Genomic DNA, 15,270 nt, shown 5'->3' on the forward strand with positions numbered 1-15,270 from the left:
TCACGCCGCCGCGGAGACTGCGCCGCGCGGTCCGGCCGAGGCCGGCCTCAGGGCGCCTGACGATCGACGCCCCCCTGAACGACCGGCTCGAAGCGCCCGAGAAACCGGGTCCGCTCCCACAGCTCGATCGGGTCGCGCTGAACCATCGCCCGGGCGCGGCGGCGCGCCTGCGTGTCGTCCTCGGCGGACAGGATCTCGGCCGCGCGGACGCGCCCGGCCCGGTCGAGCCTGAATGTCCGGTACGCGCGGCTCCGGTGAGCCGTTTCAGCATCCAGCGCGAGCATTGCGATCTCCTCGGAGGCCGAGCGTCCGGGAAGACGGTTAACCAAACGTCAATCGCCGCGTCTGCCGCCCTCGAAAACCGGCTGGGAAAGTTCGGTCGGAACCGTGCCGGGCGGCGCCGAGACCGACGGATCGTTACGTCGGCCTGCGACCTGCGACCCCGGCCGCGCGACGGCTCGGCCGAAACGGGTACGTTCAGCTCCTTTTGTCGAGGGGACGACCCAGGAGGCGCGCGAACTCGGCCTCGATCTCCTCCACGGAGAACGGATTGCCGGCAGACTTCGCTTCGGGCGGCGCGGAAGAAGGCGGCGGCGGGACGGGGGCGGCCTTGGGCATCGCCGGCGGCAGCACGGGTTTGGGCGGGACCGGCGCCGGCGGCGGCGGGGCCTCCTGCGGAACAACCGGCGGCGGCACCGGCGGCGACACCGAAGGCGACACCGGCGGCGACACTGGATCGAGCGGCGCGCTCGCCATCGCGGCGGCGAGCGGATCGACGCCCTCCGGCACGGCGGGCGATGGCACGGGCGGCGGCGGCGTCACGGCCGAAGACGACCGAGACAGGGCGGCCTGGAGCTGCCGCGCCATGTCGGACAGGACCCCCGGATCGACGGACTTGCGCTCGGACGGGAACGCGAGGCTCGGCGCCGGACGGGCGGGCTCCGCCTCGACCGCGGACCCGTCGGGTTTGCGCTCGGAGGCCGGACCGGGCCGCGGCTCGACCAGCGGCGGCGCGGTCCGGCTGAGGATCCGCCGCGGCGTCGTCGGCTCGCGCGCCGGCGGCGCGGGCAGTTCCACCGGCGGCGGCACCAGCAGATCGGGTGAGGGCGGGGGCGGGGCGGCCGTCAGGGGGGCGGAAACATCCTGACCGGGCTCGTCGCCGCCGAGCAACGCCGCATCGAGGGGCAGCGTGATGGGCGGGGCGGCGGCGGAGCGCGGGACCGGCGGCGGCACGACCACCGGCATCTCGAAGCCCGGATCGAACAGCGGTTCCGCGCGGCGCCCGCCGGATTCGGGCAGGACCCGGGGCGGTTCGGGCAGGCGACCGCCCTGGACGAGGGGATCCGGGAGCGGCTCGTCCAGCGGCTCGGAGGCCGACTCCGGCCGGATGGACGCTTCGGGCAACGGCCGCTGGCCGCGCTGGATGTTGCGCTCGACCACGACGTCGTTGGGGCCGCCCACGAGCAGCAGGTGCTCGACATTGTCCCGGCGCAGCAGGATCAGCTGCCGGGCGCGGTCGAGTTCGTACACGTCGACGATCCCCAGCCGCGGCTGGCGCCCACGGCCTCCGGAACGCCCCGGCAGCGCCAGGCTCCGGCCGGTGAGCCGACGCACCGTGAACACGATGGCCGCGAGCGCCGTGAAGATGACGGCGAAGATCACGATGTACTGGATGATAGGGGAGCCGTCAGAGCCGAACACGGATTGTAGCCATCGCAAGGTTACGCACTCGCAGGTTCCGACCGCCGCGGGTGCGCGCCGGCACGGACTTGTCCATACCACGCCGGGGGGGCGGCATGGCAAACGACGTTAAGAGTTCGTTAACAGACCTTTTAATTGAGCGCGATCAAGACAGTAGGTCGGGGATAAGCCGCCGGGTCAGCGGATCCGAGGCCGGACGGTCCTTCGTCCGCGGTAAAGGCTGCCGCCGCTTCGGGCCCGGCGGCCCGCGCCGGCGCGACAGCCGCGATCCCGCGGCCGATCCGCAGACCGACCGTCCCTGATCGCGGGCTTAACGCGCCGTTAACCATGCGCACGGCAGATTTTGCCGAGCCCGCTCGTTCCGGCGCGGCCACGCCATCCCGGAGGCGACCTTGGCTCTCACCGATCTGCCCGTGCTGAGCATGCTGCGCACGCGGATGCAATGGGCACAGGCGCGCCAGGGCGTGATCGCCGAGAACGTGGCCAATGCCGACATGCCGGGGTTCAAGCCCCGCGACCTCGTGGAGCCGCGCTTCGACCGGGCGACCGGTACGCTGGCCGCCACCGCGACCGGCCTGACGCTGACGAGCCCGGGCCACATGGCGCCCGCCGGTCAGACGGTCGGGGCCGATTCAAAGCGCGCCAAGGGCTTCGAGGTCCGCCCGAGCGGCAACGGCGTCAACCTCGAGGACGAGATGATGAAGGCCGGCGAGAACCAGTCGGACTACCAACTCGCCGCCTCGCTCTATCAGCACAGCCTGACCACCCTGAAGATCGCGATCGGCAAGAGCTGATGCGCGACGACCGAGGGGGGAGCGCCGACGGCCGCACGGTCACGGCAGCAGGAGGGGCCTGAGCCATGGAATTCACCAAGTCACTGGCGGTGGCGGCGGCGGGCCTCAAGGCCCAGTCCGGCCGGATGCGCATCATCGCCGAGAACATCGCCAACGCCGATTCCGCGCCGGCCTCTGCCGGGGCGCAGCCCTACCGGCGCAAGATCCCGACCTTCACCAGCCATCTCGACGACGAGACCGGCGCGCGGCTCGTCGAGGCCGGGCGCGTCAGGCGCGACCCGTCGGCCTTCCGGACGAAGTACGAGCCGGGCAATCCCGCGGCCGACGCCCAGGGCGTGGTGCAGATGCCCAACGTCAATGCGCAGATCGAGAACATGGACCTGCGCGAGGCCCAGCGCTCCTACGAGGCGAACCTCAACATGATCAGCGCCACCCGCAAGATGCTGGCACAGACCCTCGGCATCCTGAAGTGAGCCTGCAGGACGCATAGCAAGGACGCATGGCGATGGCTTCGAGCAACTTCGCGGCGGGTGCCTACGCGGCCGTTCAGGGCCTCGCCGGCGGCCGGCCCGCGCCCCGGGTCCAGCCGACGACCGGGACCGGCAGCGACTTCATGCAGCTCCTCGGGCAGACCCTGGACAGCGTCGGCGATGCCGGCCGGCGGGCCGACACGCAGGCCGTCTCGGCCGCCGCCGGCAAGGCCAATGTCGTGGACGTGGTCACCGCGGTGGCCGAGAGCGAGACCGCCCTGCAGACCATGGTGGCGGTGCGCGACCGCATGATCTCCGCCTACGAGGAGATCATGCGCATGCAGATCTGAACGGCGGCCCGGTCCCTCGCCGATTCCGCCGCCCGCGCCCTCCGTACAGATCGCATCCCCATGACCGGCCTCGCCATCCTCGACGTCGCCCGCGACGGCATCTTCGTGTTCCTCAAGGTGGCCGGGCCCCTGATGCTGGTCGCCCTGGCGGTCGGGCTCGCGGTCTCCCTGGTCCAGGCCCTGACCCAGATCCAGGAACAGACGCTGATCTACGTGCCCAAGATCGTGGCGGTGTTCGCCGCGCTCCTGCTGATGCTGCCCTTCATCGGCGACGCCATGGCCGGCTACATGACCCGCATCGCCGCCCGCATCGCGGCCGGCGGCTGATGCCCGCCCCGGCCGGGACAGGCGCGGCCCACGCGTGCCATAGAGGCCGCGATGAACCTGCTCCTGCCCGGCATCGCCTCGGCCTACCTGATCACCTTCGCGCGCATCGGCACGCTGATCATGCTGATGCCGGGGATCGGCGAGCAGACGGTGCCGCCGCGCCTGCGCCTCGCCTTCGCGCTGCTCACCGCCCTGGTGCTGTTCCCGACCGTGCGTCCGCTGCTGGGCGGGACCGAGGGCGTGGCCGGCCCGCGGCTGATCGGGCTCCTGTTCGGGGAGACGATCATCGGGCTGGTGCTCGGCCTGACGGTGCGCATGATCCTTGCGGCCCTTCAGACCGCCGGTGTGATCATCGCGGCACAGGTCGGCCTGTCCTACGCCATGACGGTGGATCCGAACCAGGGCGGCCAGCAGGTGGCGATCGGCAACTTCCTGTCGCTGCTCGGGATCACGCTGATCTTCGCCGCGGATCTGCATCATCTCGCCATCGAGGGCGTGGCCCGCAGCTACGAGGTTCTGCCCCCCGACGGCGTGCCGTCCTTCTCGGACGCGCTGATGCTGGCCACGAAGGCGCTGGCCCGGGGCTTCACCCTGGCGGTCCAGATCTCCGGCCCGTTCATCGCCTTCGGGATCCTGTTCAACCTGGGTCTCGGGGTGCTGTCGCGGCTGATGCCGCAATTGCAGGTGTTCTTCCTGGCGGTCCCGGCCTCGGTGCTGATCGGCATGCTGCTGCTGATGGGCTGCCTCGGCGTCATGATGGGCGTCTTCCTGGACGATCTGGGCCGGTATCTCGGGGATTACGTCGGCCGCTGAGCGGCCGGACCGCTCGCGCCCCGATCACCCGTCCGCGCTGAGAGCGAAGCGAGATGGCCGACGATACCGACGACGAGGACAAGACCGAGGAGCCGTCCCAACGGCGGCTCGATCAGGCCATCGAGCGCGGCGACGTCGCGACCAGCACCGAGATCAACACCTTCGCGATGCTGGGGGCGTTCACCCTGACCCTGCTGGTCGCGGCCCCGAGCATCGCCACGAACCTCCTGCACGGCCTCAAGGCCTACCTCGCCAACGCCCATGCCCTGCCGGACGACGCCACGGCGATGAAGGCGGCCATGACGCGCGGCCTGTGGCTGTGGCTCCAGGCGGTGGCCGTGCCGGTGGGTCTGGCCGTCGTGGCCGGACTGGCCGCGGGACTCCTGCAGCACCCGCTGGTCTTCTCCACCGAGACGCTGATGCCGAAATTCTCGCGCCTGTCGCCGATGGCGGGCGTGAAGCGGCTCCTCGGCGTCGAGGCCCTGTTCCAGTTCGGCAAGGGCTTGGCCAAGATCGGCGCCGTGGGCGTCGTCGGCGCGGTGCTGCTGTGGAACGACCGCGACCGGCTGGAGGTGTTCGCCCGCCTGGACCCGGCCGCCTCCCTGCCGGCGATCCTGACCCTCAGCCTGAAGCTGCTCGCCGGCATGCTGTGCATGCATCTCGCGATCACCCTGGGAGATGCCCTCTACGCGCGGTTCCGCTGGCGCAAGCGTCACCGGATGTCGAAGGAAGAGCTCAAGCAGGAGATGAAGGAGTCCGAGGGCAACCCGGAGGTCAAGGGCCGCCTGAGGCAGTTGCGGATGGCCCGCGTGAAGAAGCGCATGATGGCCGCGGTGCCGACCGCCACCGTGGTGGTGACGAACCCGACCCACTACGCGGTGGCGCTGCGCTACGAGACCGGTATGGCGGCGCCGATCTGCGTCGCCAAGGGCGTCGACGCCCTGGCCCTGCGCATCCGCGCGGTGGCGGCCGAGCACGGCGTCGCGGTGATCGAGAATCCGCCCCTCGCCCGGGCGCTCCACGCCACTGTAGAGATCGACGGGGAGATCCCGGCCGAGCACTACCGCGCGGTGGCGGAGGTCATCGGGTTCGTGCTGCGCCTGCGGAGGCGGGCGGCCTAGCAACGGCGCCATGCCGCGGGCCGGAGCCGACGGAAAGCCACGCTTCCTCCACCTTTTTTCGCGAGGCTGTATCAAGGCTTGGCGCGACGAGAGTGGTGCCGCGCCCCGCATGTCCTGATATGGCCGGCTGACCAACCGGGTGACTGTTCTGGAATGAAGCCGATGGCCGACGTCACTGGACCTCCGGCGCCTGCCGCGGGCCCGCAGAATTCGGGGCCTCCGGTCTCGCAGGCGTCCGCCCTGCTGGGCACCGGCTCGATCGACCGGTCGGAGCAGCCGGGCCGGGTCGGCCTGCTCCTCGTGCTCGCCGGGCTGCTGGTCGGCGCCGCCATCGGCCTGTCCTTCGTGGCCAACGAGCAGGCCCAGTCGCTGATCGTCTGGCTGCTGGCCCTGCTGGCCATGGCGGGCGTGTTCTTCCTGTTCGCCCTCGCCATCGGGGCGCTCCAGCTCAGCGGCAGCGCGGCCCGGGACGACATCACCAAGGGGATCGTCGACGCCTCCCCGGACGGCAAGCTGGTCGTCGAGGAGGGGGGCCGGCTGATCTACGCCAACGAGGCCTATCTGCGGATCGCCAGCGGCGACACGTTCTCGAACCTCGTGCCGGTGGAGCGCATCCTCGTCGGCTCTCCGGAGGTCTCCGAGGCGGTCTATCGCCTGTCGCAGGCCTCGCGCGATGCCAGGGCCCATACCGAGGAGGTCCGGATGTCGCCGCCCCTCGGGCCGACGGTCGGCGAGCGCGGCTTCGGGTGGTACCGCGTCTCGGTGCGGCCCCTTGCGCGTCCGCGCCGGGCGGCCTCGCTCTGGACGGTGGCCGACATCACCGCCGAGCGCGAGCGGCAGGAGAACGTCTTCCAGGAACTCCAGCACGCCATCGACTACCTCGACCACGCCCCGGCGGGCTTCCTGTCGATCGATCCGGCCGGCGCCATCGTCTACATGAACGCGACGCTCGCCGCCTGGCTGGGTTACGATCTCGCCAGCGTCGGCCCCGGCGGGCCGCATCTCACCGAGATCGCCCCGGAGGCGGATGTTCTCGTGCGCACCGCCGGCCTGCCGGGCGAGGTCCGCACCGACCGCTTCGACCTCGACCTGCGCCGCCGCAACGGCCACACCCTGCCGGTGCGGCTCTACCACAGGGTCGCCTTCGGCAAGGACGGCAAGCCCGGCTCGTCGCGGACCTTCGTGATCAACCGCTCCGCCGGGGCCGAGACCGACGAGCCGCAGCGCGCCGCCGAGGTGCGCCTCGCCCGCTTCCTCAACAACTCGCCGATCGCGATCGCGACCCTCGACCGGACCGGCTGCATCGCCCGGGCCAACGCCTCGTTCACCCGGCTGTTCGGCACGGTGCCGCGCCAGGCCGATGACGGCGCCTTCGACGGTGACGGCGCGACCCGGGTCGAGCCGAACGTCGCCGATTCCGTGGCCGACCGGACCGCCCTGGAAGCCGGGCTCGCCCGGGCGGCGAGCGGTCGGACCGATCCGGAACCCATCGAGGTCCAGCTGACCGGGCCCGGCGGCCGCTCGGCCCGGGTCTGGCTCAGCCCCGCCGACGGCGGCGATCCGGGGCAGCAGACCGACGAGGCCGAGCGGGTGATCCTGTACGCCCTCGACACGACGGCGCAGCGGCAACTGGAGCAGCAGGTCGCCCAGGCCCAGAAGATGAACGCGGTCGGCCAGCTCGCGGGCGGCATCGCGCACGACTTCAACAACGTGCTGCAGGCGATCATCGGGTACTCGGACCTGCTGCTGGCGAGCCATCGGCCGACCGACCCGGCCTTCCAGGACATCATGCAGATCAAGCAGAACGCCAACCGGGCGGCGGGCCTCGTCCGCCAGCTCCTGGCGTTCTCCCGGAGGCAGACCCTGCGTCCGGAGGTGATGAATGTCGGAGAGGCGCTCTCCGAACTCACTCTCCTGCTCAAGCGCCTGCTCGGCGAGCGGGTCGCCCTGGAGCTGAAGCACGGCCGCGAGGTCTGGCCCGTGAAGGCCGACGTCAACCAGTTCGAGCAGGTGATCGTCAATCTCGCGGTCAACGCCCGCGACGCCATGCCGGAGGGCGGCAAGCTGATGATCCGGACGGAGAACGTCTTGGATCCGGGGGCGGCCTCCGATGCGGAGGGACGCGGCGGGGCGCCGGCCGGCGACCACGTGCTGATCGAGGTGCGCGACACCGGCCAGGGCATCCCCCCCGAGCTGATGGAGAAGATCTTCGAGCCGTTCTTCACCACCAAGGAGATCGGCAAGGGCACCGGACTCGGCCTGTCGACGGTGTTCGGCATCGTCAAGCAATCGGGCGGCACCATCGACGTGCAGTCGACGATCGGGGAGGGGACCGCCTTCCGCATCTACCTGCCGCGGCATGTGCCCGTGGCCGAACCAGAGGAGGTTCCGGCCCCGGCTGCGGTGCCGGCGCTCCCGCGCGCGGAGCCGCTCGCGCCGGTCTCCGGGTCGCCGCGGCCGGCTGCCGAGCCGGGCGATGCCGGCGCGCCGCGGAGTGCACCGGCTCCGGCCACGGCCGACAAGCCGGCGCCGCGCAAGCCCGCCGCGGATCATACGGGGCAGGGCACCATCCTGCTCGTGGAGGACGAGGATCCCGTCCGGGCGGTCAACAGTCGCGCCCTCTCGGCCCGCGGCTACACGGTCCTGGAGGCGGCCTCCGGCCTCGAGGCCCTGGCGATCGTCCGCGAGGGCACCCAGCCGATCGACCTCGTCGTCTCCGACGTCGTCATGCCCGAGATGGACGGCCCGACCCTGCTGCGGGAGGTGCGCAAGCATCAGCCCGACCTGAAGGTGATCTTCGTCTCCGGCTACGCCGAGGACGCCTTCCGCAAGAACCTGCCGGAGGGGGAGACCTTCAACTTCCTGCCGAAGCCCTTCAGTCTGAAGCAGCTCGTCGAGACCGTGAAGAAGACGATGGCCGATTGAACGGCGTCGATGGCGTCGTCGATGGCAGCGTCCCGGCCCTTCCCTGCGAAATCCGGCATCCGGTGCCGCCCACCGTGTTCAGACCCTGAACGGAGTGCGGCACCGGATCCCGGGCATGCCCCGACTGATCGGCGCGCCGGAGTCCGCGGTTCGCCCTGAACCGCATCGATGGCGCCGGCAGGCTATGCACAACCCACGGTACCGCCCTTGTCGAATAAGAACAAAACAGGTACATGAAGGCGGTGGCGACGCGCGTTGTGAACTGCGTCCAACCCCTTCATAAGGAGCCCGCCAGATGGCCCAGCCCGCATTGAAAGTGGTCGACATGCCCCCCGTGGACAAGGACAAGTCCAAGGCCATTGACGCCGCCCTGGCTCAGATCGAGCGCGCCTTCGGCAAGGGCTCGATCATGCGGCTCGGCAAGAACGACAAGGTTCAGGAGGTCGAGACCGTCTCCACCGGATCGTTGGGCCTCGACATCGCCCTCGGCGTCGGCGGCCTCCCGCGCGGACGGGTGATCGAGATCTACGGCCCCGAATCGTCCGGCAAGACGACGCTGGCGCTCCACACCATCGCGGAGGCCCAGAAGAAGGGCGGCGTCTGCGCCTTCGTGGATGCCGAGCACGCCCTCGATCCGGTCTATGCCCGCAAGCTCGGCGTCAACCTCGACGACCTGCTGATCTCGCAGCCCGATACCGGCGAGCAGGCCCTGGAGATCACCGACACGTTGGTGCGCTCCGGCGCCATCGACGTGCTGGTGGTCGACTCGGTGGCCGCGCTGACCCCGCGCGCCGAGATCGAGGGCGAGATGGGCGAGAGCCAGCCAGGCCTTCAGGCCCGTCTGATGAGCCAGGCCCTGCGCAAGCTGACCGGCTCGATCTCGCGCTCGAACTGCATGGTCATCTTCATCAACCAGATCCGGATGAAGATCGGCGTGATGTACGGCAGCCCCGAGACCACCACGGGCGGCAACGCCCTGAAGTTCTACGCCTCGGTGCGCCTCGACATCCGCCGCATCTCGACCCTGAAGGATCGCGACGAGGCGATCGGCAACCAGGTTCGCGTCAAGGTGGTGAAGAACAAGGTCGCGCCGCCGTTCAAGCAGGTCGAGTTCGACATCATGTTCGGCGAGGGCGTGTCGAAGGTCGGCGAGCTGATCGACCTCGGCGTGAAGGCCGGCATCGTCGAGAAGTCAGGCGCGTGGTTCTCGTATAACAGCCAGCGCCTCGGCCAGGGCCGTGAGAACGCGAAGGGCTTCCTGCGCGACAACCCGAAGATCGCCGCCGAGATCGAGGGCTCCATCCGGCAGAATTCCGGCTTGGTCGCCGAGAAGATCCTGGAGAACGCGACCCCGACCGCCGACGATCTCGACGAGGGCGAAGCCTGATCCGAAGACCGGGCGGTGGACCAAGTCCGGCGCCCGATCCATTAAGACCGAACCCCATGGCGATCGCAGGATCGCCATGGGGTTTTGTTTTGGGCCCAAGGCACCGATCGATAGCGGAATACGAAAGAAGCGGACGTCCGGACTCGGCCGCGGCCTCAGAGACCCTCGACGCAGAGTTGGGGCACCACCAAACAGGCACGCCCCCAACCCGTATGCGACGCCACCGCGGCGAGCGGCGGTCCCGACAGAGACGTCCGCGCTTCACAACGGCGCCTGCACACGCATTCAGATCGCAGGATGACGAAACGACGAAGCCCGGCACGAATCCGGCTCTTACGAGTCGAATTGCGTCCGGGCGTTCGTCGAACCGGTCATGCCGCGACCCAGGAATGGACCCGTCTCGGGGGCCATCCCGCAGCGTCGCGGGCCGGGATCAGGCGGATGCGGAGACCGCAGCCGCCGGGATCCCAGGATCAGGCGGCCTCGCCGGCCTCGGCCTGGGCGGCGTCGCCCTCGACCAGCTTCCAGGTCTTGGTCTTCGAGAAGGGACGGCACTCCTCGATGAACACCGTCTGCCCGACCTTGGCGACATTCGCCTCGTCGTGCGCGTGGTAGTTCTTCGAGCGGCGGACGGTCTTCTTCATCACCGGGTGGGTGAAGCGGCGCTCCACCTTGACCACGATGGTCTTCTCGCCCTTGTCGCTAACGACGGTGCCCTGCAGGATGCGCTTCGGCATGGTGTTCTCCTAGCGGCCCGTATCAGCTCTTGGCCGCCTGCAGCGTCTTCGCGCGCTGCAGCGTCCGGACACGGGCGATGTCGCGACGGACCTCACGGACGCGGGCGACGTTCTCGAGCTGGCCGGTGGCCCCCTGGAAGCGCAGGTTGAACTGCTCCTTCTTGAGGTTGATCAACTCGTCATTCAGCTGATCCGGCGACAGGGCCTTGAGATCAGACACTCTCTGGGTCGACTTCACGATATCCTCCGTTCAGTCGGCGATGCGCTGGACGACCCGCGTGCGGATCGGAAGCTTCGCGGCGCCGAGGCGGAGCGCCTCCTTGGCGATGTTCTCGGCAACGCCGTCGACCTCGAACATGATCCGGCCGGGATGGACCCGGGCCGCCCAATAGTCCGGGGCGCCCTTACCGGAGCCCATGCGGACCTCGGTCGGCTTCGACGAGACCGGCACGTCCGGGAACACCCGGATCCAGACGCGGCCCTGGCGCTTCATCTCGCGGGTGATCGCGCGGCGGGCCGCCTCGATCTGGCGGGCGGTGATGCGCTCGGGCTCCACCGCCTTCAGGCCGAACTGGCCGAAGTTCAGCTCGAAGCCGCCCTTGGCCGCACCGTGGATGCGGCCCTTGAACTGCTTGCGGAAGCGGGTCTTTTTCGGTTGCAGCATGGCTTCCTACCTTACGCGTGCTCGCGCTCGCGGCGTCCGCGCTCGCGGCCGCCCTCGCCATCGCGCTCACGGCGTCCGCCGGAGCGGCCGCCCTCTTCCTGGGCCTTCTTATCCTGAGCCATCGGATCGTGCTCAAGGATCTCGCCCTTGAACACCCACACCTTGATGCCGCAGGTGCCGTAGGTCGTGAACGCCGTGGCCGTGCCGTAATCCACGTCCGCACGCAGCGTGTGCAGCGGGACCCGGCCCTCGCGATACCATTCCTGGCGGGCGATCTCGGCGCCGCCGAGACGACCCGAGCAGTTGATCCGGATGCCCTCGGCGCCGAGACGCATGGCCGACTGAACGGCCCGCTTCATGGCGCGCCGGAAGGCGACGCGGCGCTCGAGCTGCTGGGCGATCGAGTCGGCCACCAGGGTGGCGTCGATCTCGGGCTTGCGCACCTCGACGATGTTGATGGTCACGTCGGCCTTGGTCATCGTGCCGACGAGCTTGCGCAGCTTCTCGATATCCGCGCCCTTCTTGCCGATCACCACGCCCGGACGGCCCGAGTGGATGGTGACGCGGCACTTCCGGTGCGGACGCTCGATGACGATCTTGGAGACCGCCGCCTGCTTGAGCTGCTTCATGAGGGCGGCGCGGATCGCGACGTCCTCGTGCATGAGCTTCGCATAGTCGCCCTTGTTGGCGAACCAGCGGGAGTCCCAGGTCCGGTTGATGCCGAGCCGGAGACCGATCGGATTGACTTTCTGGCCCATCAGATCCTCCTCAGGCCGCTTCGGCCTGGCGGACTTCGCGAACCACGATGGTGAGGTTCGAGAAGGGCTTCAGGATGCGCGCACCGCGGCCGCGGGCGCGGGCGTGGAAACGCTTGAGAACCAGCGCCTTGCCCACGAAGGCCTGGGAGACGACGAGGTCGTCCACGTCCAGGTCGTGGTTGTTCTCGGCGTTGGCGATGGCGCTCTCGAGGCACTTCTTGACCTCGGTGGAGATCCGCTTGCGCGAGAACTGCAGCTCGGCGAGCGCCGTGTCGACCTTCTTGCCGCGGATCATCTGCGCCACGAGGTTGAGCTTCTGCGGGCTGACGCGCAGCATGCGCGCGACGGCCTTCGCCTCGTTCTCGGGGAGCGCGCGGGGGGTGGCTTGCTTGCCCATCTCAGCGCCTCTTCGCCTTCTTGTCGGCCGCGTGGCCCGGGAAGGTGCGGGTCGGCGAGAACTCGCCGAACTTGTGACCGACCATCTCCTCGGTGACGTAGACCGGGATGTGCTTCTGCCCGTTGTGCACACCGAAGGTGAGCCCGACGAACTGCGGAAGGATCGTGGAGCGGCGGCTCCAGATCTTGATGACCTCGGAACGCGAGGAGCCCCGCGCCGCCTCGGCCTTCTTGAAGAGGTAGCCGTCGACGAACGGCCCCTTCCAGAGAGAGCGTGCCATAGCGATTACTTCTTGCGGTTGTGGCGGCTGGACAGGATGAACACGTCGGTCCGCTTGTTGGACCGGGTCTTCTTCCCCTTGGTGGGCACGCCCCAGGGCGTGACCGGGTTGCGGCCGCCCGAGGTGCGACCCTCGCCGCCGCCGTGCGGATGGTCGACCGGGTTCATCGCCACACCGCGGTTGTGCGGGCGCTTGCCGAGCCAACGGTTGCGCCCGGCCTTGCCGAGCGAGATGTTCATGTGGTCCGGGTTCGAGACCGCGCCGACGCTGGCGAAGCACTGGCCATGGACCAGGCGCTGCTCGCCGGAGTTCAGGCGCAGGGTCACGTAACCCTGGTCGCGGCCCACGATCTGCGCGTAGTTGCCCGCCGAGCGGGCGATCGCGCCGCCCTTGCCGATCTTCAGCTCGACATTGTGGACGATCGTGCCCACCGGCATCGAGCCGACCGGAGCAGCGTTGCCCGGCTTGATGTCGACGCTCTCGCCGGCCACCACCTTGTCGCCCGGCTGCAGACGCTGCGGGGCCAGGATGTAGCTCTGCTTCCCGTCGGGGAAGTTGATCAGCGCGATGAACGCCGTGCGGTTCGGATCGTACTCGATCCGCTCCACGGTTGCGGCGACGCCGAGCTGCTCGCGCCGCTTGAAGTCGACGTTGCGCAGCACGCGCTTGTGGCCGCCGCCGCGGAAGCGGACGGTGATGCGGCCGAGGTTGTTCCGGCCGCCGGAGGACGACTTGCCCTCCGTCAGCGCCTTCACCGGCTTGCCCTTGTAGAGCTCACGGCGGTCGACGAGCACGAGCTGGCGCAGGCTCGGCGTGACCGGTTTGAATGTCTTCAAGGCCATCGGCTTGGATCCCTAAAACCCGTCCTCAGAGCCCGGTCGTGACGTCGATCGTGTGGCCCTCGGCCAGGGTCACGATCGCCTTCTTCACGTCGGAGCGCTGTCCGCGGAGGCCGCGGAAAATCTTCTTCTTTCCCTTGGTGACAAGGGTGTTCACGGCCGTGACCTTGACGTCGAACAGCTTCTCCACGGCCTCCTTGATCTGAGGCTTGGTCGCCTTGGGGGCGACCCGGAACACGACCTTGTTCTGCTCGGTCAGGTTCGTCGCCTTCTCGGTGATGACCGGGGAGACGACGATGTCGTAGTGGCGCGGATCGGCACTCATTTGAAACGCTCCTCCAGCGCGTCGACGGCGGCCTTCGTCAGGACGAGCGTGTCGCGGCGCAGGATGTCGTAGACGTTGATGCCCTGCACGGGCAGCACGTCGATCTGCGGGATGGCGCGGGCGGCCCGGCCGAAATTCACGTCGACCTCGGCCCCGCCGATGATCAGCGCGTTCGAGAGGCCCATCTTGCCGAAGCGCTCGACGAGACCCTTGGTCTTGTGATCCTCGATCTTGATGTCGTCGACGACGATCAGGGTCGAGGCCTTGGCCTTGGCCGACAGGGCATGACGCAGAGCCAGCGCACGGACCTTCTTGGGCAGGTCGTGGCTGTGGTCACGCGGCACAGGGCCGAAGGCCCGGCCGCCGCCGCGGAACTGCGGCGCCGAGGCCGCGCCGTGACGGGCGTTGCCGGTGCCCTTCTGCTTGTACAGCTTCTTGCGGGTCCGGTTCACGTCCGAGCGGTTCTGCACGGCATGGGTACCGGCGCGCCGCTTGGCGAGCTGCCAGCGGACCATGCGCTGCAGCAGGTCGGCGCGCGGCTCGAGCCCGAAGATCTCTTCGTTGAGCTCGACCGAGCCGGCACCGGCACCGTCGAGGGTTTTGATATCGAGCTTCATCACGCGGTCTCCTCAGCCGCAGCGGCCTCGGGAGCCGGGGCGGACGCGCCGTTCTCACGGAACTTGCCCGGCAGCGGAACGTCGGCGGGGAGCTTGCGCTTCACCGCGTCGCGGATCTGGATCCAGCCGCCGGCCACGCCCGGAACCGCGCCCTCGACGAGGATGAGGCCACGCTCGGGATCGGTGCGCACGACGCGGAGGTTCTGGGTCGTGACCCGCTCGACGCCGAGGTGACCCGGCATCTTCTTGTTCTTGAAGGTCTTGCCGGGATCCTGACGACCACCGGTCGAACCGATCGAGCGGTGCGAGATCGACACGCCGTGGGTGGCGCGCAGACCGCCGAAGTTCCAGCGCTTGATACCGCCGGCGAAGCCCTTACCGGTCGTCGTGCCGGTGACATCCACGAACTGGCCGGGGATGAAGTGGTCCGCGGTGATCTCGGCGCCGACCGGGATCAGCGCGTCCTCGGACACGCGGAACTCGGCGAGCTTCTTCTTCGGCTCGACCTTCGCAACCGCGAAGCGGCCCCGCTCGGCGGCCGAGACGTTCTTGACCTTGGCCTTGCCGACGCCGACCTGCAGCGCAACGTAGCCGTTCTTCTCGACCGTGCGGTGGGCAACCACCTGGCACTGGTCGATCTTGAGCACCGTGACGGGGACATGCTCCCCCGCGTCCGTAAAGACGCGGGTCATGCCGACCTTCTGTGCGATGACGCCTGAGCGCATAGGTTCTCTCCCTCGCGCGATGAAACGGTAAGCTCTAAGT

The 15,270-nt window shown here is 69.3% G+C and carries 20 protein-coding genes; 8 read left to right on the forward strand and 12 right to left on the reverse strand.

Features of this window, described 5'->3' with window-relative positions; all coding sequences use genetic code 11:
* Positions 1–47: 47 nt before the first annotated feature.
* Both A3862_RS19970 and A3862_RS19975 read right to left on the reverse strand, forming a co-directional pair.
* A complete protein-coding gene (locus A3862_RS19970) occupies positions 48–284 on the reverse strand; it encodes a hypothetical protein (protein WP_043351494.1) in 237 nt (78 codons plus the stop codon).
* A gap of 193 nt (positions 285–477) precedes the next feature.
* Positions 478–1,701 (reverse strand): hypothetical protein, encoded by a 1,224-nt coding sequence (locus A3862_RS19975; protein WP_043757463.1) that lies wholly within the window; start codon positions 1,699–1,701, stop codon positions 478–480.
* A 392-nt stretch (positions 1,702–2,093) separates the two neighbouring features.
* Between A3862_RS19975 and flgB the strand changes: the two genes are divergently transcribed.
* The 8 genes from flgB (at position 2,094) to recA (ending at position 9,888) form a co-directional block, all read left to right on the forward strand.
* Positions 2,094–2,495, forward strand: coding sequence for a flagellar basal body rod protein FlgB (gene flgB / locus A3862_RS19980; RefSeq protein ID WP_043351493.1), 402 nt, complete (start codon positions 2,094–2,096; stop codon positions 2,493–2,495).
* 65 nt (positions 2,496–2,560) lie between these two features.
* A complete protein-coding gene (gene flgC, locus A3862_RS19985; RefSeq protein ID WP_043351491.1) occupies positions 2,561–2,968 on the forward strand; it encodes a flagellar basal body rod protein FlgC in 408 nt (135 codons plus the stop codon).
* Positions 2,969–3,000: 32 nt separating this feature from the next.
* Positions 3,001–3,315, forward strand: coding sequence for a flagellar hook-basal body complex protein FliE (fliE, locus tag A3862_RS19990; protein ID WP_043351496.1), 315 nt, complete (start codon positions 3,001–3,003; stop codon positions 3,313–3,315).
* A gap of 60 nt (positions 3,316–3,375) precedes the next feature.
* On the forward strand, positions 3,376–3,642 hold the full coding sequence (gene fliQ / locus A3862_RS19995; RefSeq protein ID WP_043351489.1) for a flagellar biosynthesis protein FliQ: 267 nt from the start codon (positions 3,376–3,378) through the stop codon (positions 3,640–3,642).
* Between the two features lie 51 nt (positions 3,643–3,693).
* Entirely contained in the window at positions 3,694–4,455 is a 762-nt protein-coding gene (gene fliR, locus A3862_RS20000; RefSeq protein WP_043351488.1) for a flagellar biosynthetic protein FliR, read from the forward strand.
* 53 nt (positions 4,456–4,508) lie between these two features.
* Positions 4,509–5,576: a flagellar biosynthesis protein FlhB gene (gene flhB / locus A3862_RS20005; RefSeq protein ID WP_043384892.1), complete on the forward strand. Its 1,068-nt coding sequence runs from the start codon at positions 4,509–4,511 to the stop codon at positions 5,574–5,576.
* 162 nt (positions 5,577–5,738) lie between these two features.
* A complete protein-coding gene (gene cckA, locus A3862_RS20010) occupies positions 5,739–8,501 on the forward strand; it encodes a cell cycle histidine kinase CckA (RefSeq protein ID WP_078947320.1) in 2,763 nt (920 codons plus the stop codon).
* A gap of 325 nt (positions 8,502–8,826) precedes the next feature.
* The gene (gene recA, locus A3862_RS20015) at positions 8,827–9,888 is read left to right on the forward strand and encodes a recombinase RecA (RefSeq protein ID WP_391526775.1); all 1,062 of its coding nucleotides are present in this window, start codon (positions 8,827–8,829) and stop codon (positions 9,886–9,888) included.
* A gap of 473 nt (positions 9,889–10,361) precedes the next feature.
* Here recA and rpsQ read toward each other — a convergent pair whose 3' ends face one another.
* The 10 genes from rpsQ to rplC are packed head-to-tail and all read right to left on the reverse strand — an operon-like array spanning position 10,362 to position 15,230.
* The gene (gene rpsQ / locus A3862_RS20020; RefSeq protein WP_043346666.1) at positions 10,362–10,625 is read right to left on the reverse strand and encodes a 30S ribosomal protein S17; all 264 of its coding nucleotides are present in this window, start codon (positions 10,623–10,625) and stop codon (positions 10,362–10,364) included.
* A gap of 22 nt (positions 10,626–10,647) precedes the next feature.
* The gene (rpmC, locus tag A3862_RS20025; protein ID WP_043346669.1) at positions 10,648–10,863 is read right to left on the reverse strand and encodes a 50S ribosomal protein L29; all 216 of its coding nucleotides are present in this window, start codon (positions 10,861–10,863) and stop codon (positions 10,648–10,650) included.
* Positions 10,864–10,875: 12 nt separating this feature from the next.
* A complete protein-coding gene (rplP, locus tag A3862_RS20030; protein ID WP_043384884.1) occupies positions 10,876–11,289 on the reverse strand; it encodes a 50S ribosomal protein L16 in 414 nt (137 codons plus the stop codon).
* Between the two features lie 11 nt (positions 11,290–11,300).
* Positions 11,301–12,047 (reverse strand): 30S ribosomal protein S3, encoded by a 747-nt coding sequence (gene rpsC / locus A3862_RS20035; protein ID WP_012319192.1) that lies wholly within the window; start codon positions 12,045–12,047, stop codon positions 11,301–11,303.
* 10 nt (positions 12,048–12,057) lie between these two features.
* The gene (rplV, locus tag A3862_RS20040) at positions 12,058–12,444 is read right to left on the reverse strand and encodes a 50S ribosomal protein L22 (protein ID WP_012319191.1); all 387 of its coding nucleotides are present in this window, start codon (positions 12,442–12,444) and stop codon (positions 12,058–12,060) included.
* 1 nt (position 12,445) lies between these two features.
* Positions 12,446–12,724 (reverse strand): 30S ribosomal protein S19, encoded by a 279-nt coding sequence (rpsS, locus tag A3862_RS20045; protein WP_012319190.1) that lies wholly within the window; start codon positions 12,722–12,724, stop codon positions 12,446–12,448.
* Positions 12,725–12,729: 5 nt separating this feature from the next.
* Entirely contained in the window at positions 12,730–13,566 is an 837-nt protein-coding gene (rplB, locus tag A3862_RS20050) for a 50S ribosomal protein L2 (protein WP_020094256.1), read from the reverse strand.
* Between the two features lie 25 nt (positions 13,567–13,591).
* Entirely contained in the window at positions 13,592–13,888 is a 297-nt protein-coding gene (locus A3862_RS20055; RefSeq protein ID WP_012319188.1) for a 50S ribosomal protein L23, read from the reverse strand.
* Positions 13,885–14,505 carry a 50S ribosomal protein L4 gene (rplD, locus tag A3862_RS20060; protein ID WP_043351248.1) on the reverse strand — a complete coding sequence of 207 codons (621 nt, stop codon included), beginning with the start codon at positions 14,503–14,505 and terminating at the stop codon, positions 13,885–13,887. The genes A3862_RS20055 and rplD overlap by 4 nt, the downstream gene beginning before the upstream one ends.
* The gene (gene rplC, locus A3862_RS20065) at positions 14,505–15,230 is read right to left on the reverse strand and encodes a 50S ribosomal protein L3 (RefSeq protein WP_043351246.1); all 726 of its coding nucleotides are present in this window, start codon (positions 15,228–15,230) and stop codon (positions 14,505–14,507) included. Before rplC ends, rplD begins: the two co-directional genes overlap by 1 nt.
* Between the last annotated feature and the right edge of the window lie 40 nt (positions 15,231–15,270).

It is taken from the genome of Methylobacterium sp. XJLW (assembly GCF_003254375.1).
GTDB classification, from domain to species: Bacteria; Pseudomonadota; Alphaproteobacteria; order Rhizobiales; family Beijerinckiaceae; genus Methylobacterium; species Methylobacterium fujisawaense.